The organism is Pseudomonas sp. LH21 (assembly GCF_036549575.1).
Classification (GTDB): domain Bacteria; phylum Pseudomonadota; class Gammaproteobacteria; order Pseudomonadales; family Pseudomonadaceae; genus Aquipseudomonas; species Aquipseudomonas peradeniyensis.
The window spans coordinates 362340-384957 of record NZ_CP144367.1; the positions used below are offsets into that span (position 1 = coordinate 362340).

General features: G+C 62.8%; 19 protein-coding genes. 12 read left to right on the forward strand and 7 right to left on the reverse strand.

Annotated elements, in window-relative coordinates; all coding sequences use genetic code 11:
* Nucleotides 1-294 precede the first annotated feature (294 nt).
* Entirely contained in the window at nucleotides 295-1671 is a 1377-nt protein-coding gene (locus VUG52_RS01790; RefSeq protein WP_050703414.1) for an L-serine ammonia-lyase, read from the forward strand.
* A gap of 389 nt (nucleotides 1672-2060) precedes the next feature.
* Complete coding sequence (locus VUG52_RS01795; RefSeq protein ID WP_050703415.1) at nucleotides 2061-3167, forward strand: GlxA family transcriptional regulator; 1107 nt, start codon at nucleotides 2061-2063, stop codon at nucleotides 3165-3167.
* A gap of 152 nt (nucleotides 3168-3319) precedes the next feature.
* On the opposite strand, the gene VUG52_RS01800 is transcribed toward VUG52_RS01795, so the two are convergent.
* The 5 genes from VUG52_RS01800 to choX all read right to left on the reverse strand — a co-directional run bounded on the left by VUG52_RS01800 (nucleotide 3320) and on the right by choX (nucleotide 7551).
* The gene (locus VUG52_RS01800) at nucleotides 3320-3577 is read right to left on the reverse strand and encodes a hypothetical protein (RefSeq protein ID WP_044488534.1); all 258 of its coding nucleotides are present in this window, start codon (nucleotides 3575-3577) and stop codon (nucleotides 3320-3322) included.
* A 347-nt stretch (nucleotides 3578-3924) separates the two neighbouring features.
* On the reverse strand, nucleotides 3925-4395 hold the full coding sequence (locus VUG52_RS01805; RefSeq protein ID WP_331832380.1) for a thioesterase family protein: 471 nt from the start codon (nucleotides 4393-4395) through the stop codon (nucleotides 3925-3927).
* A 10-nt stretch (nucleotides 4396-4405) separates the two neighbouring features.
* The gene (locus VUG52_RS01810; protein ID WP_050703417.1) at nucleotides 4406-5371 is read right to left on the reverse strand and encodes an L-carnitine dehydrogenase; all 966 of its coding nucleotides are present in this window, start codon (nucleotides 5369-5371) and stop codon (nucleotides 4406-4408) included.
* 153 nt (nucleotides 5372-5524) lie between these two features.
* Nucleotides 5525-6409: a 3-keto-5-aminohexanoate cleavage protein gene (locus VUG52_RS01815; protein WP_050703418.1), complete on the reverse strand. Its 885-nt coding sequence runs from the start codon at nucleotides 6407-6409 to the stop codon at nucleotides 5525-5527.
* A 197-nt stretch (nucleotides 6410-6606) separates the two neighbouring features.
* Nucleotides 6607-7551 carry a choline ABC transporter substrate-binding protein gene (gene choX, locus VUG52_RS01820; protein WP_050703419.1) on the reverse strand — a complete coding sequence of 315 codons (945 nt, stop codon included), beginning with the start codon at nucleotides 7549-7551 and terminating at the stop codon, nucleotides 6607-6609.
* Between the two features lie 144 nt (nucleotides 7552-7695).
* Here choX and VUG52_RS01825 point away from each other — a divergent pair, with 144 nt between their 5' ends.
* Nucleotides 7696-8640 carry a GlxA family transcriptional regulator gene (locus VUG52_RS01825; RefSeq protein WP_220689964.1) on the forward strand — a complete coding sequence of 315 codons (945 nt, stop codon included), beginning with the start codon at nucleotides 7696-7698 and terminating at the stop codon, nucleotides 8638-8640.
* A 103-nt stretch (nucleotides 8641-8743) separates the two neighbouring features.
* Here VUG52_RS01825 and VUG52_RS01830 read toward each other — a convergent pair whose 3' ends face one another.
* A complete protein-coding gene (locus tag VUG52_RS01830) occupies nucleotides 8744-9145 on the reverse strand; it encodes a lysozyme inhibitor LprI family protein (protein WP_050703427.1) in 402 nt (133 codons plus the stop codon).
* Between the two features lie 275 nt (nucleotides 9146-9420).
* On the opposite strand from VUG52_RS01830, the gene VUG52_RS01835 reads away from it, so the two are divergent.
* The 9 genes from VUG52_RS01835 to VUG52_RS01875 all read left to right on the forward strand — a co-directional run bounded on the left by VUG52_RS01835 (nucleotide 9421) and on the right by VUG52_RS01875 (nucleotide 21153).
* On the forward strand, nucleotides 9421-10398 hold the full coding sequence (locus tag VUG52_RS01835; RefSeq protein WP_050703428.1) for a dipeptidase: 978 nt from the start codon (nucleotides 9421-9423) through the stop codon (nucleotides 10396-10398).
* 78 nt (nucleotides 10399-10476) lie between these two features.
* A complete protein-coding gene (locus tag VUG52_RS01840) occupies nucleotides 10477-11007 on the forward strand; it encodes a DUF5943 domain-containing protein (RefSeq protein ID WP_028688448.1) in 531 nt (176 codons plus the stop codon).
* Between the two features lie 15 nt (nucleotides 11008-11022).
* Entirely contained in the window at nucleotides 11023-13083 is a 2061-nt protein-coding gene (gene dgcA, locus VUG52_RS01845; RefSeq protein WP_050703429.1) for a dimethylglycine demethylation protein DgcA, read from the forward strand.
* Between the two features lie 207 nt (nucleotides 13084-13290).
* Nucleotides 13291-15243 (forward strand): dimethylglycine demethylation protein DgcB, encoded by a 1953-nt coding sequence (dgcB, locus tag VUG52_RS01850; protein WP_050703430.1) that lies wholly within the window; start codon nucleotides 13291-13293, stop codon nucleotides 15241-15243.
* Complete coding sequence (etfA, locus tag VUG52_RS01855) at nucleotides 15243-16475, forward strand: electron transfer flavoprotein subunit alpha (protein WP_050703431.1); 1233 nt, start codon at nucleotides 15243-15245, stop codon at nucleotides 16473-16475. The genes dgcB and etfA overlap by 1 nt, the downstream gene beginning before the upstream one ends.
* Nucleotides 16476-16486: 11 nt before the next feature.
* A complete protein-coding gene (gene etfB, locus VUG52_RS01860; protein ID WP_050703432.1) occupies nucleotides 16487-17257 on the forward strand; it encodes an electron transfer flavoprotein subunit beta in 771 nt (256 codons plus the stop codon).
* A 1081-nt stretch (nucleotides 17258-18338) separates the two neighbouring features.
* Nucleotides 18339-19157: an RHS repeat-associated core domain-containing protein gene (locus VUG52_RS01865; RefSeq protein ID WP_256205954.1), complete on the forward strand. Its 819-nt coding sequence runs from the start codon at nucleotides 18339-18341 to the stop codon at nucleotides 19155-19157.
* A 59-nt stretch (nucleotides 19158-19216) separates the two neighbouring features.
* Nucleotides 19217-20017: an RHS repeat-associated core domain-containing protein gene (locus VUG52_RS01870; protein WP_082337605.1), complete on the forward strand. Its 801-nt coding sequence runs from the start codon at nucleotides 19217-19219 to the stop codon at nucleotides 20015-20017.
* 236 nt (nucleotides 20018-20253) lie between these two features.
* Entirely contained in the window at nucleotides 20254-21153 is a 900-nt protein-coding gene (locus VUG52_RS01875) for an RHS repeat-associated core domain-containing protein (protein ID WP_256205953.1), read from the forward strand.
* Nucleotides 21154-21241: 88 nt separating this feature from the next.
* On the opposite strand, the gene gbcA is transcribed toward VUG52_RS01875, so the two are convergent.
* Nucleotides 21242-22534 carry a glycine-betaine demethylase subunit GbcA gene (gbcA, locus tag VUG52_RS01880; protein WP_050703433.1) on the reverse strand — a complete coding sequence of 431 codons (1293 nt, stop codon included), beginning with the start codon at nucleotides 22532-22534 and terminating at the stop codon, nucleotides 21242-21244.
* Nucleotides 22535-22618 lie beyond the last annotated feature (84 nt).

The window sequence follows — 22618 nt, forward strand, 5'->3', positions numbered from 1 at the left end:
GGTGGCGTCGTATCCAGTACAGGACGGGTCGCATCCAGTACGGACGATGTCGCAACTGGATTTTTCCACCCCCCGGCCTCGGTTTTTACGGCGTCCCGGCGCTGGAAAACGGCGCACGCAGGGCCGGTGCAGTGGCGGCGCTGCTGGACAAAAGTACGTCGGTTGCAGACGGCGAGGGGGTGGGCAAAAGCCCGATGATGCGAGCATTCCGAGGCGGCTCGAGCTTTCAGCCTAGCAGTTGCGCAAGGCGGTGTTCGGCGCTGCGAGACAAGCCCATCAAGAGGTGATGCGACAATGGCCATCAGCGTGTTCGACCTGTTCAAGATCGGTGTCGGGCCTTCCAGCTCACACACCGTCGGCCCCATGCGCGCCGGCGCGCTGTTCGTCCAGGGGCTGCGCGAACGCGGCGAGCTGGAGCGGGTACGGCGCATCGAGGTACGGCTGTATGGCTCGCTGTCGGCCACCGGTGTCGGCCACGGCACTGACAACGCCACGATCATGGGCCTGATGGGCGAATGGCCCGACGCCATCGACCCCAGCCAGATCACCCCGCGCATCGCCGACCTGCGTGAAACCAACGTGCTCAAACTCGACAACCGCTTGCCCATCGAATTCGTCTGGGCCCGCGACATGCTGCTGCTGGACGAGAACCTGCCGTATCACCCCAACGCCATGACCCTGATCGCCGAAGGCGAGGGTGGCGAGCTGCATCGCGACACGTACTACTCGGTGGGCGGCGGCTTCGTGGTCGATGCCGCCCAGGCCGCCAGTGGCGTGCTGGACGCCGACCAGACCGTGCTGCCCTACGACTTCAACAGCGCCGCCGAGCTGCTGCAGCTATGCAGGCAAAACGACCTGAGCGTGTCGCAATTGATGCTGGCCAACGAGAAGGTCTGGCGCAATGAAGAAGAGATTCGTGCCGGCCTGCTCAAGCTCTGGCAGGCCATGCAGGAGTGCGTGGACAACGGCCTCAAGCACGAAGGGATTCTGCCCGGCGGGCTCAATGTGCGCCGCCGCGCCGCCAAGCTGCACCGCAGCCTGCAGGAGCTGGGCAAGCCCAATGTGATCGGCTCGACCATGAGCGCCATGGAGTGGGTCAACCTCTACGCCCTGGCGGTCAACGAGGAAAATGCCGCCGGCGGGCGCATGGTCACCGCGCCCACCAACGGCGCGGCCGGGATCATTCCGGCGGTGCTGCACTACTACATGCGTTTCTCCGATGTGGTGGACGAATCCAACGTGGTGGATTTCTTCCTCGGCGCGGCCGCGGTGGGCATCCTGTGCAAGAAGAACGCCTCGATCTCCGGCGCCGAGGTCGGTTGCCAGGGCGAGGTCGGTTCGGCCTGCGCCATGGCTGCGGCGGGTCTGGCCGAAGTGCTGGGCGCGACGCCCGCGCAGCTGGAGAACGCCGCCGAGATCGCCCTTGAGCACAACCTCGGGCTCACCTGCGATCCGGTCGGCGGCCTGGTCCAGGTACCGTGCATCGAGCGCAACGCCATCGCCGCGGTGAAGGCGATCAACGCCGTGCAGATGGCCCTGCGCGGCGACGGCGAGCACTTCATCTCTCTGGACCAGGTGATCCGCACCATGCGCGACACCGGCGCCGACATGCACGACAAGTACAAGGAAACCTCGCGCGGGGGTCTTGCGGTCAGCGTCATCGAGTGCTGATGCGCCGTTCTGGCCCACGCCTGACCGATGCGCCACATTCTGGCGCATCGGTTGTCATCTACCGGCCGTCGCCTGTCGTTACCAGCAGGGTCGTTGTCGGTGACACTCAAGTCTGTCGCATCTGGGCAACCTTCCCACAAGTGCTACCGAATTGCTCAGCGGTGACGCGCAGGGGCGCTGGCGCGCCCGTTTGCGTTTGACCTGACGCTCATCACCCGGCCCGCTGGAAGGCGCATGCCGACGTCGTTTTTGGGTTTTATTGGATGAGCGTTCAATTTCAGGCATGCCATTTGCGTTGAGATTGGCAAAGCCCCTGCATACGAAACGGGGCCATTACAAGAACAGTGCTCGCCTGAGGCACACCCTGCATTGTGTGAGGAGAAATCGCGATGACGTCGTACACCTCCGGGAACCCAACCCAGAACCGCACAGCACCCCAGTCCATCGGCTTTCTCCTGCTGGACAACTTCACCCTCATCTCGCTGGCCTCGGCCGTCGAACCCCTGCGCATGGCCAACCAGCTGTCCGGCCGCGAGCTGTACCGCTGGCACACGTTGACCGTCGACGGTGGCCAGGTATGGGCCAGTGATGGCCTGCAGATCACCCCGGACGCGGCGATGCACAACGCACCGCCCATGGACACGGTGATCGTCTGCGGCGGCGTGGGCATCCAGCGCACCGTCACCCGCGAGCACGTCACCTGGCTGCAGGCCCAGGCCCGCCAGTCGCGTCGCCTGGGCGCGGTGTGCACCGGCAGCTGGGCGCTGGCCTGCGCTGGGCTGCTCGACGGTTTCGACTGCAGCGTGCACTGGGAATGCCTGGCGGCGATGCAGGAAGCCTACCCGCGGGTCAACATGAGCACCCGCCTGTTCACCCTCGACCGCAACCGCTTCACCAGCTCCGGCGGCACCGCGCCGCTGGACATGATGCTGCACCTGATCAGCCGCGATCATGGCCGCGAGCTGTCGGCGGCGATCTCCGAGATGTTCGTCTACGAGCGCATCCGCAACGAGCAGGACCACCAGCGCGTGCCGCTCAAGCACATGCTCGGCACCAACCAGCCGAAGCTGCAGGAGATCGTCGCGCTGATGGAGGCCAACCTCGAGGAGCCGATCGACCTGGACGAGCTGGCGGTGTACGTGGCGGTATCGCGGCGTCAGCTCGAGCGATTGTTTCAGAAGTACCTGCACTGCTCGCCGTCGCGCTACTACCTCAAGCTGCGCCTGATCCGTGCCCGGCAACTGCTCAAGCAGACGCCGATGTCGATCATCGAGGTGGCGTCGGTGTGCGGGTTCGTGTCCACGCCGCACTTCTCCAAGTGCTACCGCGAGTACTTCGGCATTCCGCCGCGTGACGAGCGCGTGGGTTCGAACACCACCCAGCAGGTGGCGATGATGCCGATCCCGCAGGCCATGGCCCTGTCGCCGCACAGCGGGCCGATGGCGGCGCTGAGCCAGGCGCGTAATGAATCGACCTTTGCCAGCGTGCGCCTGTAGCCGAAAACTGGCCCCCTGTAGGAGCGGCCTTGTGCCGCGAAAGGGCCGCGTAGCGGCCCCAGCAATCTAGGCATGAACGCTAAGATCCTGGGGCTGCTTCGCAGCCCTTTCGCGGCACAAGGCCGCTCCTACACACAAGCCCAGTCAATGCTTCAGGCGCGCCTGTTGAACTGCGCCAACGCCGGCAGCAACTGCTTGTCGATGGCCTGGCGCACGGCCGGGAGGATGGTCGCGCTACCCGTGTACATCTGCTCCACCATACCCTTCAGGGCCCGCGCATTGGGCTCGGTCAGCCCGCGTATCACCACCTCGCAGGCCTGCTCGGCGCTGGCGCCGGCCGGAATGTCGAAACCCCGCGAGCGCAGCTGGCCCAGCAGGTCGTCCTGGTCGATCAAGTCCGCATGCATCATGACTAATGTCCTTCGCCGCTGTTGTTTGCCATCGATTCTGTGTCCGACGCGCCAGGGCGGCAAGGGCGGATTGTCGCGATGGCCGCTTTGGCTAAGAACAGGTCGTTTACGGCTAAATCGTCGGGGAAGGAAGGCCGCACACTGAAGTCATTCACGGCACCGAGGGTTTGGTCACCCTCACTTCATGCACAGTGGATGTTGCTCGCTCTTGACCCCGGATGCTCACGGCTTTCCGGGGTTGTTTTTTATGTGGGCGAACATCTCGTGGGAGCGGGCTTGCCGCGTGATTGCGGTGATGAGCCTGTCATCGCTATCGCGGGGCAAGCCCGCTCCCACGAGATCATGCGTCAGGCCGGTAATCGTATGGTGCGGCCGATAAGTTCAGGAGGTGGTTGGTCCTGCTGCTGATTGGCCAGCGCTTGCAACTGTTCTCTGCACCGCTCACTGAACGGCGCCGACCTCGGCCCCGCCAGGTCCACATGCAGCAGCATCTGCTCACTGGCCGCCAACGCCTCGTCAAACCCTTCCCGGTGCAGGCTGTGGTACAGGTGCAGGCGCTTCCTGTCGAAGTCGATGACCTGCGTCCGCACCCACACCTCGGTATCGAGCTTCACCTCATGCAGGTAGTTGATGTGTGCCTCCAGGGTGAACAGCGAATGTCCGCTCTGGCCACGAGCATCGGCGTCCAGGCCGATGCGCTCCATCAGCGCATCGGTGGCGTAGCTGAAGATCAGCAGGTAGTAGGCATCGCGCAGGTGGCCGTTGTAGTCGACCCATTCCGGCAACACTCGGGTACGGTAGGTGATCAGGGCGGGCATCGTTTTCTCCTCAGTCGCCGAAGGCCATGTCGTGGCTGGCTTTGCTCGATCTGACCGCCTCCAGTACCGCCAGCAGGGTGTCATCACGATAGCGCTCCAGCGCGGCGATGCTGCGCTCGCCCAACTGCTCCGAGGTACCTTCCACCACATCGTCGATCAGCTTGTCGGTCAGCTCCGGTGCTGGCAGGTAAGTCCAGGGCAGCTTCAGCGCCGGGCCGAACTGGGCCATGAAGTGGCGCATGCCGGCGTCGCCACCGGCCAGGGTGTAGGTAAGGAAGGTGCCCATGAACGACCAGCGCAGGCCCGCGCCGAAGCGGATCGCGTCGTCGATCTCGCCAGTGCTGGCGACACCGTCGTTGACCAGGTGCAGGGCCTCGCGCCAGAGCGCTTCGAGCAGGCGGTCGGCGATAAACCCGGGGACTTCCTTGCGTACATGCAATGGGCGCATGCCCAGCGCGGTGTAGATGGTTTTCGCCGCTGCGATGGCGTCGGGGCTGGTATTGCGGCCACCGACGATCTCCACCAGCGGCAGCAGGTACACCGGGTTGAACGGGTGGCCGACCACGCAGCGCTCGGGGTGGGTGGCCGACTCGTAGAACTCGCTGGGCAGCAGGCCCGAAGTGCTGGAGCCGATGATCGCGTTGGGCTTGGCGGCGGCGCTGATCTTCGCGTGCAGGTCGAGCTTGAGGTCCAGGCGTTCGGGCGCGCTCTCCTGGATGAAGTCGGCGTCGCGCACGCATTCCTCGATGGTGGCGACGAAGGTCAGGCGATCCTGCGATGCGCCGGGCGCCAGGCCCTGCTTCTGCAGGGCTGGCCAGGCGTTGGCGATGCGCTTGCGCAGCGCGGCCTCGGCGCCGGGGGCCGGGTCCCAGGCAATCACGTCCAGGCCATGGGCCAGGGCGCGGGCGACCCAGCCGCTGCCGATCACGCCGCTACCCAGGGCGGCGAAGGTCTTGATCTCGGTGATAAAGGGCATATCTGGCTCCTGCGGAACGTTGTTCAATGATGTGTCGCGCATGCGTGGGAGCGGGCTTGTCCCGCGATCACCGGCCAAGCCGGTGCCATCCAGCACGGCGCCTGCTTCGCGGGGCAAGCCCGCTCCCACAAGATCCCCATGATTTCCGGGGGCTCAACGACGCTTGAGGTTCATCTTTTCCCGGCCTTCGGCCGGGGTGAGCACGCGAGCACCCATGCGGGTGATGATTTCCGCCGCCCGTTCCACCAACTGGCCGTTGCTGGCCAGCACGCCACGGTCCAGGTACAGGTTGTCTTCCAGCCCCACCCGCACGTTGCCGCCGAGCAGCACGGCCTGGGCGGCCATGGGCATCTGCATGCGACCGATACCGAAACCGGCCCAGGTGACGTCGGCGGGCAGGTTGTCGACCATCGCCTTCATGGTGGTGGTGTCGGCCGGGGCGCCCCAGGGGATGCCCAGGCACAGCTGGAACAGCGGGTCGTCCAGCAGGCCTTCCTTGATCATCTGCTTGGCGAACCACAGGTGGCCGGTGTCGAAGATCTCGAGCTCGGCCTTCACGCCCAGCTCGGTGATGCGCTTGGCGCCCGCGCGCAGCTGGGCCGGGGTGGAGACGTAGATGGCATTGCCGTCGCCGAAATTGAGGGTGCCGCAGTCGAGGGTGCAGATTTCCGGCAGCAGTGCCTCGACGTGGGCCAGACGTTCCAGCGGGCCGATCAGGTCGGTGCCTGGGCCGAACTCCATGGGCGACTCGCCCGGGCCGATCTCCAGGTCGCCGCCCATGCCGGCGGTGAGGTTGACGATGATGTCCACGTCAGCCTCGCGGATGCGCTCCATCACTTCGCGGTACAGGTTGACGTCGCGGCTGAAGCGGCCGGTTTGTGGATCGCGAACGTGGCAGTGGACCACGGTGGCGCCGGCCTTGGCGGCTTCGACGGCGGATTCGGCGATCTGTTTCGGGGTGACCGGGACCAGGTGGCTCTTGGCGACCGTGTCGCCGGCGCCGGTGAGGGCGCAGGTGATGATGACGTCGTGGTTCATGGTGGATTCCTTTTTGTGGCTGTGGGCCGGACCTCTGTAGGAGCGGCCTTGTGCCGCGAAAGGGCCGCAACGCGGCCCCATCAACATCTGCCTGATGCATGAATCCTGGGGGCGCTTCGCACCCCTTTCGCGACACAAGGCCGCTCCTACACCGACCGGGTAGACCTGTCAGTGGACGAGTAGGCGATGAGGTTCTGTCAGTTGGCAGTGAGCTTGAGGTTGTCCGCGGCGGGCTTGCCATCGAAGGTCGTTACCCCCTCGAGCCAGCGGGCCTTGTCCTCGGGGTGGTCCTTGAGCCACTGGCGGGCGGACTCCAGCGCGTCCTTGTGATCGAGCAGCGGCTGCATCATCCGGCTCTCGTCCTCGGCGCTGAAGCTGAGGTTGGCCAGCAGGCGGTGAGCGTTGGGGCAACGTTCGGCATAGTCCGGCGCGGTCACCGTCCACACCGTGGCGCGGCCTTCGTCCGGGCCCAGGGCATCTTGGCTGTCGCCGAGGTAGACCATGTCGATGTTCACGTTCATCGGGTGCGGCGCCCAGCCGAAGAACACCACCGCCTCCTTGCGCCGTACCGCGCGATCCACCGCGGCGAGCATGCCGGCCTCGCTCGACTCGACCAGCTGGAACTTGCCCAGGTCGAACTGGTTCTTGCTGATCATCGCCTTGATCTGGGTATTGGCGCCCGAGCCCGGCTCGATGCCGTAGATCTTGCCGCCCAGTTCCTTCTGGAACTTGTGGATGTCGGCGAACGTCTTCAGGCCCTTGTCGGCCAGGTACTTGGGCACGGCCAGGGTGGCGCGGGCGTCTTCCAGGCTGGGCTTGTCGAGCACCTTGACCTGGTTGGCCTGGATGAACGGGGTGATGGTCTGGGTCATGATCGGGTTCCAGTACCCGAGGAACATGTCCAGGCGCTTGTCGCGGATACCGGCGAAGATGATCTGCTGCGAGGCGCTGGTCTGCTTGGTCTGGTAGCCCAGGCCATCGAGCAGCACCTGGGCCATGGCGCTGGTGGCGATCACATCGGTCCAGTTGACCACGCCCAGGCGCACGTCCTTGCAGACGGCGGGTTCGGCGGCGAACAGGGGAGCGGCTACGGTGGTGCTGAGCGCGAGGGACAACAGGCTGCGGCGGATAAAGCGTTGCATGGTGGCTCTCCATCGGCAGTGCATATTGTTATGGGTCCGGCCTCTGCGGGCCGTGAGAACACGCTACGCTGGCGGCAGGGTGGAAAATCGCACCCTGGCGACCAACACTTGCACGGAGGCGACCACCTTTGCGCGGAGCATGCGATGCCGGAAACCATAGACTTCCTGTTGCTACCCGGCTTTTCCGCCATGGGTTTCATCAGTGCCATCGAGCCGCTGCGCGTGGCCAATCGCTTCCGTGGCCCGTTGTACCGCTGGCGCGTGCTGAGTCTGGACGGTGGCGCGGTAGAAGCCAGCAACGGCATGTCGGTGAATGCCGACGGCGCGCTGGGGGAGGGCGGGCAGGGGCGACTGTTGCTGCTGGTGGCCGGCTTCGAGCCACTGGCGTGCTACGGGTCGGCGCTTCAACAGACGCTGCGCCGTCTTGACCGTGAAGGCGTGGTGCTCGGCGGTATCGACACGGGTGCGATGGTGCTGGCCGAGGCCGGTCTGCTCGACGGTCACCGGGCGACCCTGCACTGGGAGGCGCTGGAGGCGTTCAAGGAGCGCTATCCACGCCTGCAGGCGACCCAGGAGCTGTTCGAGATCGACCGCCGGCGCATCACCTGCGCTGGCGGCACGGCCTCCATCGACCTGATGCTCGACCTGATCGCCCAGGCCCACGGCAGCGAACTGGCGGTGCAGGTTTCCGAGCAGTTCGTGCTCGGGCGAATACGCCCGCGCCAGGACCACCAGCGCATGGAGATCGCCACGCGCTACGGGCTGCGCAACAAGAAGCTGGTGAAGGTGATCGGCGAGATGGAGCGCAATACCGAGCTGCCGCTCAACACCCAGGTGCTGGCCGATGGCGTGCAGGTGACCCGGCGCCAGTTGGAGCGACTGTTTCGCCTGTACCTGGACGACACGCCCAGCGGTTTCTACCTGCGGCTGCGGCTGGACAAGGCCCGCCAGCTGCTGCGCCAGACCGACATGAGCGTGCTGGAGGTGGCGGTGGCGTGCGGGTTCGAGTCGGCGTCGTATTTCACCCGCTGCTATCGGGCGCGGTTCGAGCGGTGTCCGCGGGAGGACAGACGATTGGTCGTGTCATGAAGTGAGCATTCGCGGGGCAAGCCCGCTCCCACGTTATGGACTGGTATCCAGCACTTCATGGCGTGGGAGCGGGCTTGCCCCGCGATAGGGCCGGTCCAGCCGGTCACTGCTGCCCGATCGACTGCAGATACTCCGACCGCTCGTCGCTACGCTGCGCCACGCAGGTGTTCCAGGCCGCCTCGAAGGCCTTGCTCCCAGGCTTTTCGGCCCAGGTCTCGACCTTGCAGTCGGCGTCGCGCAACTGCGCCCACAGCTTTTCGGCGGCCTCCATCTTGCCGCTCAGCGCCGCGGCCTTGTCGCTTTCATCCGCGTACTGGTCGCGGATGCGTTGCATCAGGTCGTCATAGGCCGCCTTCAGCTCGCGCTCGGCGGTCTGCTTGTTGTAGGCCGCACAGGCGTACCCCTGCTGGTCGGTCTCGACGTTGTCGCAGGGCGTGCTTTCTTCCTCGGCGGCGTGCGCGGTGCCCGCGACCGCCAGCAGGACCAGCCATGCCATTGATTTCATCCGATTTCTCCTGAACAGGCTGACGAATCGCTGGATTCTCGCTCAGCGCAGGTTCGGGCGATAGCACCCTGACGAAATGTTCATCAAATGGCGTTATCGAGACTCGCTCTCATTGCCGAGGGCCGTGCCAGAGCGTGCAAGGTCGGCCATTGACGCTTTCGGCAAACCCCCTGTCGTTTTTGCATCGGGGCGCCTCGGGCGGCAGGCATATGCTGGCCCCAAAGCGCCGGCACAAGGTTCGGCGCATGCAGACTTCAATAAAAGGGGACAGCCTGATGAGCCCAGCCGAACTTCACGCCGACAGCATCGTCATCGACGGCCTGATCATTGCCAAGTGGAACCGCGAGCTGTTCGAGGACATGCGCAAGGGCGGGCTGACCGCGGCCAACTGCACGGTCTCGGTGTGGGAGGGCTTCAAGGCCACCGTCGATAACATCGCGTCCAGCCAGAAGCTGATCCGCGACAACAGCGACCTGGTGATGCCGGTGCGCACCACCGCCGACATCCGCAAGGCCAAGGAGCTGGGCAAGACCGGCATCCTCTTCGGCTTCCAGAACGCCCATGCGTTCGAGGACCAGATTGCCTATGTCGACGTGTTCAAACAGCTCGGCGTGGGCATCGTGCAGATGTGCTACAACACCCAGAACCTGGTGGGCACCGGTTGCTACGAGCGTGATGGCGGTCTGTCGGGCTTCGGCCGCGAGATCGTCGCCGAGATGAACCGCGTCGGCATCATGTGTGACCTGTCCCACGTCGGCTCCAAGACCTCCGAAGAAGTCATCCTCGAATCTAAGAAGCCGGTCTGCTATTCCCACTGTCTGCCCTCGGGCCTCAAAGAACACCCGCGCAACAAGTCCGACGCAGAGCTGAAATTCATCGCCGACCACGGCGGCTTCGTCGGCGTGACCATGTTCGCGCCGTTCCTGGCCAAGGGCATCGACTCGACCATCGACGACTACGCCGAGGCCATCGAGTACACCATGAACATCGTCGGCGAGGATGCCATCGGTATCGGTACCGACTTCACCCAGGGCCACGGCCAGGACTTCTTCGAGTACCTGACCCACGACAAGGGCTACGCCCGGCGCCTGACCAACTTCGGCAAGATCATCAACCCGCTGGGCATCCGTACCGTCGGCGAGTTCCCCAACCTGACCGAAACCCTGCTCAAGCGCGGCCACTCCGAACGGGTGGTGCGCAAGATCATGGGCGAAAACTGGGTCAGCATCCTCAAGGATGTGTGGGGCGAATAAAGCCGCTCTCCAAGCCTGAAAGCCCCTGCCAGCAACGCCGGGGCATCCAAACAAAAAATTTTATGGAGTTGAGTTTCCATGGCCAAGATCGCCCCGCAATTGCCAATCGAAGTCGACAGCGAGACCGGTGTCTGGACCAGCGACGCCCTGCCGATGCTCTACGTGCCACGGCATTTCTTCGTCAACAACCACATGGGCATCGAGGAGGTGCTGGGCGCCGACAAGTACGCCGAGATCCTCTACAAGGCCGGCTACAAGTCTGCCTGGCACTGGTGCGAGAAAGAGGCCGAATGCCATGGCCTGGAAGGCGTGGCGGTGTTCGAGCACTACATGAAACGCCTGTCCCAGCGTGGCTGGGGCCTGTTCCAGATCCAGGACATCGACCTGGATAAAGGCACCTGCAGCGTCAAGCTCAAGCACTCTGCGTTCGTGTACGTGTATGGCAAGTGCGGCCGCAAGGTCGACTACATGTTCACCGGCTGGTTCGCCGGGGCCATGGACCAGATTCTCGCTGCCCGCGGCAGCTCGATCCGCACCGTGGCCGAACAGGTCTACGGCGGGTCGGAAGAAGGCCACGAAGATGGCCTGTTCGTTACGAAGCCGTTGTAAGCCGGAGATAGCGTCATGGCCTTCGAAGCAATGTTCCAGCCGATCCAGATCGGCAAGCTGACCGTCCGCAACCGTGTGCTCAGCACCGCGCACGCCGAGGTCTACGCCACCGACGGCGGCATGACCACCGACCGCTACGTGAAGTACTACGAAGAGAAGGCCAAGGGCGGCATCGGCCTGGCCATCTGCGGCGGCTCGTCGGTGGTGGCCATCGACAGCCCGCAGGAGTGGTGGTCGTCGGTCAACCTGTCCACCGACCGCATCATCCCGCACTTCCAGAACCTCGCCGACGCCATGCACAAGCATGGCGCCAAGATCATGATCCAGATTACCCACATGGGCCGTCGCTCGCGCTGGGACGGCTTCAACTGGCCGACCCTGATGTCGCCGTCGGGCATTCGCGAACCCGTGCACCGCGCCACCTGCAAGACCATCGAGGTGGAAGAGATCTGGCGGGTGATCGGCAACTACGCGCAAGCGGCGCGTCGTGCCAAGGAGGGCGGCCTGGACGGCGTCGAGCTGTCGGCCGTGCACCAGCACATGATCGACCAGTTCTGGAGCCCACGGGTCAACAAGCGTACCGACGAGTGGGGCGGCACCTTCGAAGGCCGCATGAAGTTTGGCCTGGAAGTGCTCAAGGCCGTACGCGCCGAGGTCGGTGACGACTTCTGCGTGGGCATGCGCATCTGCGGCGACGAGTTCCATCCCGATGGCCTGAGCCACGAGGACATGAAACAGATCGCCGCCTACTACGACGCCACCGGCATGCTCGATTTCATCGGCGTGGTCGGCTCGGGCTGTGACACCCACAACACCCTGGCCAACGTCATCCCCAACATGAGCTACCCGCCGGAGCCGTTCCTGCACCTGGCGGCCGGCATCAAGGAAGTGGTCAAGGTCCCGGTACTGCACGCGCAGAACATCAAGGACCCGAACCAGGCCACGCGCATCCTCGAAGGCGGCTATGTCGACATGGTCGGCATGACCCGCGCGCACATCGCCGACCCGCACCTGATCGCCAAGATCAAGATGGGCCAGATCGACCAGATCAAGCAGTGCGTCGGCGCCAACTACTGCATCGACCGCCAGTACCAGGGCCTGGACGTGCTGTGCATCCAGAATGCCGCGACTTCCCGTGAATACATGGGCGTGCCGCACATCATCGAGAAGACCACCGGCGCCAAACGCAAGGTGGTGGTAGTGGGCGCCGGCCCGGCCGGCATGGAAGCGGCCCGCGTGGCTGCCGAGCGTGGCCACGACGTGACCCTGTTCGAGAAGAAGGACCAGATCGGCGGGCAGATCACCATCGCCGCCAAGGCGCCGCAACGCGACCAGATTGCCGGTATCACCCGCTGGTACCAGCTGGAGCTGGCGCGCCTGAAGGTCGACCTGCGCCTTGGCACCGCGGCCGACGTGGCGACCATCCAGGACCTGCGCCCGGAAATCATCGTGCTGGCGGTGGGTGGGCATTCGTTCCTTGAGCAGAACGAGCACTGGGGCGCCGCCGAAGGGCTGGTGGTCAGCAGCTGGGACGTGCTCGATGGCAAGGTGGCACCGGGCAAGAACGTGCTGGTGTACGACACCATCTGTGAATTCACCGGTATGTCGGTGGCGGACTTCATCGCCGACAAGGGCAGTCAGGTCGAGATCGTCACCGACGACATCAAGCCGGGCGTGGCCATGGGCGGTACCAGCTTCCCGACCTACTACCGCAGCATCTACCCGAAAGAAGTGATCATGACCGGCGACATGATGCTGGAAAAGGTCTACCGCGAGGGTGACAAGCTGGTGGCGGTGCTGGAGAACGAATACACCGGCGCCAAGGAAGAGCGCGTGGTCGACCAGGTGGTGGTGGAGAACGGCGTGCGCCCTGACGAGCAGCTGTACTACGCGCTCAAGGAAGGCTCGCGCAACAAGGGCCAGATCGACGTGGAGGCGTTGTTCGCCATCAAGCCGCAGCCGATCCTCAGCCAGCCGGGCGAGGGCTACTTGCTATACCGCATCGGCGACTGCGTGGCCCAGCGCAACGTACATGCGGCGATCTATGACGCCTTGCGCTTGTGCAAGGACTTCTGATCGCACCGCCTCTCTAGGGGCGGGATTGGCCCCCTGTAGGAGCGGCCTTGCGTCGCGAAAGGGGCGCGAAGCGACCCCGGGATCTGTGCATCACTGCTGAGCCCCTGGGGCTGCTGCGCAGCCCTTTCGCGACACAAGGCCGCTCCTACAGGGGTCGGTGCCGCCCATGAGAGCGGCGCAAGAATCCAGCTGTTGTGGGAGCCTCCCATGTTGAACACCCTCTTACCCATCCTGCTGTTCACCGCCCTCGGCCTGGCGGTGCTCGGCGCCCTGCGCCGGGTGCGCATGTGGCGGCGCGGGCGGCCGAGCAAGGTCGACCTGATCAAAGGTCTGCTGGCCATGCCACGGCGCTACCTGGTGGACCTGCACCATGTGGTCGAGCGCGACAAGTACATGTCCAAGACCCACGTGGCCACCGCTGGCGGCTTCGTACTGTCGGCCGTCCTGGCGATCCTGGTGCACGGCTTCGGCCTGCACAGCAAGATCCTCGGCTACGCCCTGTTGGTGGCCACGGTGATCATGTTCACTGGCGCGCTCTTCGTCTTCAAACGCCGGCTCAATCCGCCCTCGCGGCTGTCCAAGGGCCCATGGATGCGCCTGCCGAAAAGTCTGCTGATGTTCGCGGCGAGCTTCTTCATCGCCACGCTGCCGGTTGCTGGCATCCTGCCGGAAGGTACTGGCGGCTGGGTGCTGGTCGCCTTGCTGGGTGTCGGTGTGCTGTGGGGCGTGTCCGAGCTGTTCTTCGGCATGACCTGGGGCGGCCCGATGAAGCACGCCTTCGCCGGCGCCCTGCACCTGGCCTGGCACCGCCGCGCCGAGCGCTTCGGCGGTGGCCGTTCCACCGGCCTCAAGCCGCTGGACCTCGAAGACCCCAACGCGCCGCTGGGCGTGGAGAAACCGGTCGATTTCACTTGGAACCAGCTGCTTGGCTTCGACGCCTGCGTGCAGTGCGGCAAGTGCGAGGCCATGTGCCCGGCGTTCGCCGCCGGCCAGCCGCTGAACCCGAAAAAGCTGATCCAGGACATGGTCATCGGCCTGGCCGGTGGCACCGACGCGCAGTTCGCCGGCAGCCCTTACCCGGGCAAGCCGGTCGGCGAGCATGGCGGCCATCCGCACCAGCCGATCGTCAACGGCCTGGTGGATGCCGAGACGCTGTGGTCGTGCACCACCTGCCGCGCCTGCGTCGAGGAGTGCCCGATGATGATCGAGCATGTCGATGCCATCGTCGACATGCGTCGCCACCTGACCCTGGAAAAGGGCGCCACGCCGAACAAGGGCGCCGAGGTGCTGGACAATCTGATCGCCACCGACAACCCTGGCGGTTTCGCCCCGGGCGGGCGGATGAACTGGGCGGCCGACCTCAACCTGAAACTGCTGTCCGAGGTGAAGCGCACCGAGGTGCTGTTCTGGGTCGGCGACGGCGCCTTCGACATGCGCAACCAACGCACCCTGCGCGCGTTCGTCAAAGTGCTCAAGGCCTCGGGCGTGGACTTCGCCGTGCTCGGCCTTGAGGAGCGAGACAGCGGTGACGTGGCCCGGCGCCTGGGCGACGAGGCGACCTTCCAGCAACTGGCCAAGCGCAATATCCAGACCCTGGGCAAATACGGCTTCCAGCGCATCGTCACCTGCGATCCGCACAGCTTCCATGTGCTGAAGAACGAATACGGCGCCCTGGGCGGCGAGTACCAGGTGCAACACCACAGCACCTACATTGCCGAGCTGATCGCCGCGAACAAGCTCAACCTCGGCCAGCACAAGGGCGGCAGCGTCACCTACCACGACCCGTGCTACCTGGGCCGTTACAACGGTGAATACGAAGCCCCGCGCGAAGTGCTCAAGGCGCTGGGTATCGAAGTGCGCGAGATGCAGCGCTCGGGCTTCCGTTCCCGTTGCTGCGGCGGTGGTGGCGGTGCGCCGATCACCGACATCCCCGGCAAGCAGCGTATTCCCGATATGCGCATGGACGATATCCGCGAGACCGAGGCCGAGCTGGTGGCGGTGGGTTGTCCACAGTGCACGGCAATGCTCGAAGGCGTGGTCGAGCCGCGTCCGCAGATCAAGGACCTGGCCGAGCTGGTCGCCGATGTGCTGATCGAAGACGAAGCCCCTGCAACCCCGAAGTCGCAGGCTGCCAAACGTGAACCTGCGGAGGTGCACTGATGAGCGAGATCATCCGCCGCGACCCACGCGCCGAGTGGATCGCCCGTAACCGCCTGCATCCGCTGCACGCTGCGATGCAGACGCAACAGACGAGCTGGATGGGCCCCCACGGCATCATCCGCAAGAACCCGCACGCGATCGCCGCCGGCTTCATCGGCCCCAGCGGCCTCAAGCGCATCGACCGCAGCGGCGCCCAGCAGGGCACCGGTGTCGGCGGGCGGCGCAGCGCGGCGGCCGAAGTGCAGTTGCCGCTGCATCAAGTGGTTGAGCCTGCCTTCTACATCGCCGTGGTGCCCGACATGGTCGGTGGCCGCCTGGGCAGCCACGACCGCGACCTGCTGGGCCTTGCCCACAGCCTTGCCGGCAGCGACGGCGCGGTGCTGGCCATCGTCTTTGGCGAGCACAAGGAAAGCAACTTTTCCACAGCCGGCGTCGACCGGCTGCTGGTCATCGAGGGCGAGGCCTTCGCTGGTTATGCACCGGAGCAACTGGTGCAGGGCTTGCGGGCTGTGGATAACCAGTTCGCGCCGCGCCACTGGCTGTTGCCCGACAGCCGTACTGGCGGCGGCGAACTGGGCCGCCGCCTGGCCGCCGCACTGGGCGAGCGCCCGGCGACGCGGGTGTGGCAGATCAAGGATGGCCAGTGCATCGGCCGTGCCGGTGCCGGCCAGCAGGATATCCAGCGTAGCGTGCCGCGGTTGATCCTGGCCGCCGCCGAATGCGCCGAACCGGTCAGCGAAACCCGTCACGAAGCGCTGCCGGTGGAGTTGTCCACAGGCGTGGCGCGCAGCCTGTCGCGTATCGAAGACCTGGGCTCGGTGGCCGTGGACCCGGCCGCCATCGCCATGGCCGAGGCCGAGTTCATCGTCTCCGGCGGCAACGGCGTCAAGGACTGGGACCTGTACCACCGGGCCACGGCGGCCCTCGGCGCCACCGAGGGCGCCTCGCGGGTGGCGGTGGACGACGGCTTCATGCCGCGCAACCGCCAGGTCGGCGCCACCGGCACCTGGGTCACGGCGCGGGTCTACGTGGCTGTGGGTATCTCCGGCGCCATCCAGCACCTGCAGGGCATCGGCGCCTGCGACAAGGTGGTGGCGATCAACATGGACCCAGGCTGCGACATGATCAAGCGGGCCGACCTGTCGGTGATTGGCGACAGCTCGGCGATTCTCAAGGCACTGATCGAGGCTGTGGACAACTTCCGCAGCGGCGGCCAGCGCGACGCGGCATAGGGGCAGCGAGCATGAGTATTAAAGTCATCAGCCTGGTCTCGATCGGCGCTCACCCCAGCTCCGGCCGCGCCCGCCGCGCCGAGCAGGATGCCCGCGCCGTGGAACTGGGCCTGCAGCTGGCTGGGGATAACTTGCAGGTGGTTCATGCCGGCGATCCTCGCGAAGAGGCGCTGCGTGCCTATCTGGGCATGGGGCTGGATCACTTGGATGTGCTGGAACAGCCTGTTGGCGCCGATGTGTTGGGTGTGCTCGGCGACTATCTGCGTGACGCGGGCGCCCAGCTGGTGCTGACCGGCAGCCAGGCGGAAACCGGCGAAGGCTCGGGGATGCTGCCATTCCTGCTGGCCGAGAAGCTGGGCTGGCCGCTGGTGGTGGGGCTGGCCGAGGTCGAATCCATCGACAACGGCACCGCCCAGGTGCTGCAAGCCTTGCCAAGGGGCCAACGGCGTCGCCTGAAAGTGCGCCTGCCGTTGCTGGCGACTGTGGATAACGCTGCGCCCAAGCCTCGGCAGTCGGCGTTCGGCCCGGCCCGGCGTGGTGTGCTGGCGGCGCGCAACGTGGCGCTGATCGAGGATCCGCTGCTGGCCGACGATGCCCTGCAACCGGCCAGGCCAAGGCCCAAGCGCCTCAAAGTGATCAAGGCCAAGAGCGGCGCCGACCGCATGAAGGCCGCCACGGCCAAGGCCAGTGGCGGGGGCGGCAAGGTGCTCAAGGATGTGTCGCCACAGGAGGGCGCCGAGGCGATTCTGAAGTTGCTGGTGGAGGAGGGTGTCCTGCGCTGACAGGCGGTAACCACGATCCACAAGCTCATAACGTCTAATGAAGGTGTCCAAAATCATTGGGCCAGTTCACACCTTTCCGTGTGGGAGCAACTGCCCCACAGTTACAGCGCTTGGTGTCAAAGCGGCGCGTATCCTGTGGGAGCAACTGTCTTGCTCAGTTTTTATAATCTGGCGCGATCCCTGTGGGAGATCGCCCAGCCCTCCGGGCTACGCTGTCGCGCAGGGAACAGAATTCCAGCGTGGGAGCGGGCTTGCCCCGCGATCACCGGCGTAGCCGGTGCCATCCACCACGCCGCCGGCTTCGCGGGTAAACCCGCTCCCACAGGGGGCCACTGTTTGCGCTCCGCCATAGCCGTGCTGATCCCTGTGCATAACTATCCTCGGAATCCAGCACGACCGACATCGACTCGAACCCGCTCCATCACTTGCCCACTGAATCTGTTTGCCAGGCTGTGTATAAAATGTTCGTGAATTGCCAGAGCCATTGAAATTAAAGGCCTACAGAGGATAGATCAAAAAATGCTCAGTTCGGTGAAAGGCACAACCCAACCGTAGTGCCAGTTACCTGCGAAGTTGCTCACAATCGCTGTTGGTGGCCCTGTGGACAACATGTTTGGATTTGTCTACAGGCGCTGATTTCATTGGGCTAGAACATAGTGCCTGTTTTTTGATCAATCCTTCGTGAGTGTGGCGAAGGTCTGGCAATAAAAGAGCTTTATGACGCTATCCACAGGCCTGCAAGATTTTGGGTCACCCTTATCAACATCCTCTGTTGGTCCATCTGTGGAAAACGTGTTCGGTGTTGTCTCAATCCCTTGCACTCAAAGGCTTGCAGGTTGTTGGTTGTTTTTTGACCAATACAGATATCTCCGTCACTCGAACTACGCCTTCCAATCAACTTGAGGGGCTGTGGATAAAAGCACCTCGGCCAGGCGCTGCCCGCCATGGAGACCTGGCATTTTTGTCAGTTATCACAGCACAACGGCAATGCTAGCTTGATGCCAATCAGCCCATAGAGCACAAGCACATGGCCAGGAACAGTTTGCTCGCCGCAGACAGGCTGCAAAGCCCACAGTCAACAATGACTTCGACTGGCCGGACACCGGTCGCCTACACACCCTATGGCTTGCGCCCCGCGCCGAAAGGGGCATCGATAACGGGGTTCACTGGCCAACTGCGAGAGGTCGAGTTGGGCTGTTACTTGCTGGGTAATGGCCATCGTGCTTTTAGCCCGTCATTGATGCGGTTCTTTTCTGCTGATGTGTTGAGTCCGTTTGGGCTCGGTGGTGTGAATTGCTATGCCTACTGTCACGGTGACCCTATCAATAGGGTAGACCCTACGGGCCAATATGAGGGCTGGTTTGCGCACCAGGTCACAATGACTGCAAATGGATTAGTTTTAGGACAGGTAGGGCTGGCAATTGCTAATCAATATATGGAGACAGGAACAATTAGTTATGGTACAGGTGCGCGGTGGGGTATAGCGGGAGCTACTGCAGCGTGGGGTTTCGCCGCTGGAGTTCATCAGCGCAATAATGGCGATGAAGGAAGTGTCGTGGCGGACGTGACGACAGTTTTAGCCCCGGCAATAGCTTTCGGTGATGAACTCTATCGATTTGGGAGGAATGTTTATCGCCGGGTGAGGGATCGTGTAGCGGCTCGCTTTAATACGCCACCTGGATCCCCAAATACGGTAATAACCAGTGAGGTGAATAGACGGGATCCAAATAACGCAGAGCACAGGGCGAATACGGTTCAAGAGGCTGTGGAGCTTAATAGGCAGTTACTTGCACAACAAGATGGAGAGGAAGTTAATTACTTCCAGTTTCCTGAGGTAGGAGGTGGTGGGCAATTAAATGCTAGCGCCCCTCAAGAGGTACAGGCTTCAATCAGGGGATAGGCGTTTGTTAGTCTGCTAAATATGTAGGTGGCCTGTTGTTCTGAGTATGGAGGTATAGCATGCGGGCATCGATTATCTTGGGGGGCGACCATCAGTTGAGTAAAGTGATAGCCCTCACTCAAGGAGCGTTGCAATGTATACCTTATACGCCCTATGGCTTTAGCCGCCCACAGGGTGGGGCGATGGTAATTGGCTTTACAGGGCAATACTTTGATAGTTGCTTGGAAGGATATTTGCTGGGTAATGGTTATCGCGTGTATAGCCCATGGCTGATGCGCTTCAAGTCCCCGGATCGAGTAAGTCCATTCGGACGAGGGGGGATCAACGCCTATGCATACTGTGGGGGGGATCCTGTTAACTGGCAAGACCATTCTGGGAATCAAAAAAGCAGGGCGGTGTCTATGATTGACCTGAGTTTGTCTGGGGACTTATCAGGTAATTTTGTTGATGCGCTTCGAAAAGTTATTTCGTATGCCGAGTCCTTCCTGGATTCATTAGCCTACCGTCAGCGTAATTTGGAGGGTAGGGCTGGGGATGCAGAATATTTTCTTGATCGGGCTAGGAAGGATAAAAAGCCATATACAGCTGAGCATCTTGAACTTTTACAGCAGCTTCCGCAATTGTTGATGGGTAGTGTGAAAATTGAGCGCAAAAAATCCAGGGTTGAAGGTGGTATAAAAAAGCTTACTGGTTTGGTTAGCAGTATTGAGGTTGGGAGGTTCGAAGAGCCTCTGCAAGATAGTGGTATGATTCCAATCGTAATAGGGGATGAGCACGATGATTCAAATCATTTAATGCCTGATGAGCGTCGTCGATTAGGCACTTGGCCTTCATCTGAGATGGGCCGTTTTAGGCAGTAATTTTCGAATGGGTATCTTGATTGATTTTAGGCTGCATGAGCGAAGACGGTTTACTGAAGATAATGGTAAGGGAGTGCGAATGAACTCCTCCTAGACATTATGGCTTAAATACCTGTGCTTTCGTACTTACCTTCTTGGCAGATGCGAGCAATCAGGTAACCTAAGATAGTATCAGGGCCACTCTCCACACCCTATTGATACATTGCGCACAACCACCACAGGACATGGTGCATCAAATGGCTCTATTGGCAAGCGATAGACTGCAGAGCCCTCTCCTAGTTCAGCGGTCCACCGACAGGATAGCAGCAGCCTACACACCTTATGGACAACGAGCGCCAGCCTCGTTCCCCACGGCATTGGGCTTCACCGGCCAGCCTTTCGAGCAAGCCCTGGATGGCTACGTGCTGGGCAGTTATCGCGTCTACAGCACCAGGCTCATGCGCTTTCTCAGTGCGGATTCGTGGAGCCCCTTTGGCGGAGGGGGGCTCAATGCTTATTGCTACTGTAGGGGCAATCCGGTCGACCGGCGTGATCCGACAGGTCATATTGTCGTTGAACCTTACACTGCGGCCAAAGCCGGCTTCTTTATCACCACCAATGCAGTTTCACTTGGCGCGACGCTCATGAGCCCGCCCCCGCAAGACAGGTTGGGTGGCGCGCTGAACAGGGTGGCGATCACCGCTCCGCTCCTGGCATTCGTAGCGCAGGTGGGGAATGCGCTTGGAGTACATGGCGCAGACTTGATGGTTGCGGCGTCAACTGCCACTGGCGCCACAGCTACCGCTGGGAAGGCAATAGTGAGTGCTCTTGCACCCGGTGCTGAGCCAGCAAAAAATGTAAATGCAAACGTGAGGGCTTACTTCCGTGGAGTCAATGAACCATCTGTGGATGTAGAGTCTGGAGGTGCAGCTTTGATTAACCCTCCACCCTCCACCAGAGAACAAGGGCCTCAAACTATTGACCCCGAAGGTGGTGTTCGACCGCGAGCCAATACTGGGTCTGGTCTTCGGCGAAGAAGGTTCGGGGTTGTCGCACAACCTAATCTAGGCCATGTGTTTGGAGGAGGCCTGGATGGTGCTTCCCCACCTAGAAGCCCCCAAAACAAAATGCATGAAACACGCGACCTGAGCGATTGATATGAGTGACCAGGTGTAAACCCGCTCCACTCAAAGGGCCGCAATGCGGCCCTTTGAGACAAGTAGTCGACTGTACCCTTCTACTACCTCATTGAGCCTGCACTTCCTTCAAATAAGCCGCCGGCGCGGCCCCCAGATTGTTCAACAACCGCTGGCTATACCAGTCGATGAAGTTCACCACCCCAAACTCATAGGTTTTCGAGTAAGGCCCCGGCTGATACGCCGTGGAGTTGATGCCGCGCTGGTTCTCCTCCGCCAGCCGCCGATCCTGGTCGTTGGTGGCGTCCCACACCTTGCGCATGTCCTCGGGGTTGTAATCGACGCCTTCCACCGCATCCTTGTGCACCAGCCATTTGGTGGTGACCATGGTCTCCTGGGCGCTGATCGGCCACACGGTGAACACGATCATGTGGTCGCCCATGCAGTGGTTCCACGAATGCGGCAGGTGCAGGATGCGCATCGAGCCGAGGTCCGGGTTCTTGATGCGGCCCATCAGCTTCTGGCAGGCCTGCTTGCCGTCCATGGTCATCGACACGGTGCCCTTGAGCAGCGGCATGCGCACGATGCGGTTACGCAGGCCGTGGCTCTTGTGCAGGTATGGAATCTTCTCGGCTTCCCAGGCGGCGGCCGAGGCGGCGACGTGGTCCTTGAATTCCTGGCTGGCGCGGGGGTCGTTGGTGTCGTCCCACTCCAGCAGCGTCTTCAAAAGCTCCGGGTGCGAACCGCTGCAGTGGTAGCACTCGCGGTTGTTCTCCAGCACCAGTTTCCAGTTGGCCTTCTCCATCAAGGTGGTCTGCACCGCCACCTTGGTGTTCTCCATGTCGTAGGGTTCCATGTAGTGGTCCAGCGTTGCCAGGAACTCGTCGATGGCCGGCGGGTTCTCGGCCAGGCTGATGAAGATGTAGCCGCCGGCCACTTTCACGTTCACAGGCTTGAGGCCGTACTGGTTCATGTCGAAGTCGGCGCCCATCTCGGTGCCGGCGAACAGCAGACGGCCGTCGAGTTCGTAGGTCCACTGGTGGTAGTGGCAGACCAGCTTGGCCACCTTGCCTTTGTCGCTGACGCACAGGCGCGAACCGCGGTGGCGGCAGACGTTGTGGAAGGCATGCACCTTACCTTCGGCACCGCGAATCACGATGATCGGGTTCTTGCCGATCTGCAGGGTGATGTAGTTGCCCTTGGTCGGGATCTCGCAAACCATGCCGGCGATCAGCCACTCCTTGTGGAAGATCTCCTGCATGTCGATCTGGAACAGGCGCTCGTCGCAGTAGAACGGTTGCGGCAGCGAGTAGGTGCGCTCGCGGGTCTGCAGCATCTCGGCGGTAGCCTTGCGTGCAGGTTCCAGTGGATCGCCCAGGCTCAGGGTTGCGGTGACGTCCATCGTGTGGTCCTCGGGGCCGCGTGCGGCCGGCTGAAGTGGCTAATCGTTGTTGTAGTGCCGCAAGGCTGTTGTTCGCGATAAACA

Bases quoted from the DNA above. Each gene is read 5' to 3' on its own strand.
- VUG52_RS01790 (WP_050703414.1), top strand. From the start codon at position 295: ATGGCCATCAGCGTGTTCGACCTGTTCAAGATCGGTGTCGGGCCTTCC.
- VUG52_RS01795 (WP_050703415.1), top strand. From the start codon at position 2,061: ATGACGTCGTACACCTCCGGGAACCCAACCCAGAACCGCACAGCACCC.
- VUG52_RS01800 (WP_044488534.1), bottom strand. From the start codon at position 3,577: ATGATGCATGCGGACTTGATCGACCAGGACGACCTGCTGGGCCAGCTG.
- VUG52_RS01805 (WP_331832380.1), bottom strand. From the start codon at position 4,395: ATGCCCGCCCTGATCACCTACCGTACCCGAGTGTTGCCGGAATGGGTC.
- VUG52_RS01810 (WP_050703417.1), bottom strand. From the start codon at position 5,371: ATGCCCTTTATCACCGAGATCAAGACCTTCGCCGCCCTGGGTAGCGGC.
- VUG52_RS01815 (WP_050703418.1), bottom strand. From the start codon at position 6,409: ATGAACCACGACGTCATCATCACCTGCGCCCTCACCGGCGCCGGCGAC.
- choX (WP_050703419.1), bottom strand. From the start codon at position 7,551: ATGCAACGCTTTATCCGCCGCAGCCTGTTGTCCCTCGCGCTCAGCACC.
- VUG52_RS01825 (WP_220689964.1), top strand. From the start codon at position 7,696: ATGCCGGAAACCATAGACTTCCTGTTGCTACCCGGCTTTTCCGCCATG.
- VUG52_RS01830 (WP_050703427.1), bottom strand. From the start codon at position 9,145: ATGAAATCAATGGCATGGCTGGTCCTGCTGGCGGTCGCGGGCACCGCG.
- VUG52_RS01835 (WP_050703428.1), top strand. From the start codon at position 9,421: ATGAGCCCAGCCGAACTTCACGCCGACAGCATCGTCATCGACGGCCTG.
- VUG52_RS01840 (WP_028688448.1), top strand. From the start codon at position 10,477: ATGGCCAAGATCGCCCCGCAATTGCCAATCGAAGTCGACAGCGAGACC.
- dgcA (WP_050703429.1), top strand. From the start codon at position 11,023: ATGGCCTTCGAAGCAATGTTCCAGCCGATCCAGATCGGCAAGCTGACC.
- dgcB (WP_050703430.1), top strand. From the start codon at position 13,291: ATGTTGAACACCCTCTTACCCATCCTGCTGTTCACCGCCCTCGGCCTG.
- etfA (WP_050703431.1), top strand. From the start codon at position 15,243: ATGAGCGAGATCATCCGCCGCGACCCACGCGCCGAGTGGATCGCCCGT.
- etfB (WP_050703432.1), top strand. From the start codon at position 16,487: ATGAGTATTAAAGTCATCAGCCTGGTCTCGATCGGCGCTCACCCCAGC.
- VUG52_RS01865 (WP_256205954.1), top strand. From the start codon at position 18,339: ATGACTTCGACTGGCCGGACACCGGTCGCCTACACACCCTATGGCTTG.
- VUG52_RS01870 (WP_082337605.1), top strand. From the start codon at position 19,217: ATGCGGGCATCGATTATCTTGGGGGGCGACCATCAGTTGAGTAAAGTG.
- VUG52_RS01875 (WP_256205953.1), top strand. From the start codon at position 20,254: ATGGCTCTATTGGCAAGCGATAGACTGCAGAGCCCTCTCCTAGTTCAG.
- gbcA (WP_050703433.1), bottom strand. From the start codon at position 22,534: ATGGACGTCACCGCAACCCTGAGCCTGGGCGATCCACTGGAACCTGCA.